This is a genomic window from Scrofimicrobium canadense (genome assembly GCF_009696615.1).
GTDB classification, from domain to species: Bacteria; Actinomycetota; Actinomycetes; order Actinomycetales; family Actinomycetaceae; genus Scrofimicrobium; species Scrofimicrobium canadense.
The window spans coordinates 1-1,214 of the sequence record NZ_VULO01000048.1; the positions used below are offsets into that span (position 1 = coordinate 1).

2 protein-coding genes are annotated in these 1,214 nt (G+C 62.2%); one reads left to right on the plus strand and one right to left on the minus strand.

The features are described 5' to 3' along the window. The coding region (locus tag FYJ24_RS12460) for a cation diffusion facilitator family transporter (RefSeq protein WP_154546738.1) at window positions 1-1,022 on the plus strand (1,022 nt) is incomplete at its 5' end. Here the strand turns inward: FYJ24_RS12460 and FYJ24_RS12465 are convergent. Then, on the minus strand, window positions 1,019-1,214 hold a 196-nt coding region (locus FYJ24_RS12465), incomplete at its 5' end, for a magnesium transporter (RefSeq protein ID WP_206192729.1). The two genes, FYJ24_RS12460 and FYJ24_RS12465, sit on opposite strands and share 4 nt — an antisense overlap.

Here is a 1,214-nt window from a genome sequence, read left to right on the forward strand (position 1 = left end):
TGGCTGACCTTGGCACCGATGGCTTTGTTCTGGCCGCCATTCATTATGGCCGTCAGGAACCGGATAACGACCACCATTATGGCCATGGCCGTATCGAGACGCTGACCACGCTACTGCTGGGCAGCGTGCTGATCTTCGTGGCCGGCGGTATTGCCTGGTCGAGCATCGACCGTCTGTTGAGTGGTACCGAAGTGGGCGCGCCCGGCGCTTTTGCCATCACGGTGGCGGTGCTGGCCCTGATCAGCAAGGAGTGGATCTTCCGCTACACCATGCGGGTCGCCAAACGGGTCAAGTCCAAGCTGCTGGAAGCCAATGCATGGCACTCCCGCAGCGATGCTCTCTCCACGGCCGTCGTGCTGGTAGCACTGGTGGGTGCCCAGTATGGGCTGGGGTGGCTGGACGCCGTGGCCGCGATCATCGTGGGGTTACTGGTAGGTAAGGTCGGCATCGACCTGCTGTGGGAATCCGCCAGAGAACTGGTAGATACCGCCTTGCCCGAAGACGTGCAGCAGCAGATGCATGATGTGGCCTGCAGCGTGCCCGGCGTGGATAGCGTGCATGACCTGCGTACGCGCCAATCGGCAGGCTGGGTGATGGTGGACCTGCACGTGGTGGTGGGTCCGCGTATCACCGTTTCCGAAGCTCATGAAATCGGCAATGAGGTGAGTCGCCGCCTGCGCCACGAGTTTCCGCTGCTGACCGATGTCATTTTCCACGTGGACCCGGAAGACGATGCCGGTGAGGGCGACCCGAGCCGCCTGCCCGGACTGCCCTTGCGCCCAGAAGTGGAAGCCGCTCTTGATGAGCGCTGGTACATGCACCCGGTATGGCGCACGTTGAACGATCTGCAGCTTCACTACCTGGACGACAAGGTATCGGTCACGCTGATCATCGGTGACGCAGTCCACCAGCCGCCCCAGTGCCTGGCCAGCCAGCTCAAGGCGCTGGCCAGCGACATCGAATGGCTGGGCCACGTAGAAGTGATGTTCATCACTCGGGCGGCCAGCAGCGCCATGCGCTAGACGTTGGTCAGAATGGCGGTGGCGATGGTGAAGTAGATCACTACCCCCGAGGCATCGATCAAGGTCGTTACCAGCGGTGCCGAGGCCGTGGCAGGGTCCACCTTGAAGCGCTCCAGCACGAACGGCAGACACATGCCCATCATGCTACCGAACAGCACGATGGTGACCATGCTCAACGCGACCACCATGGCG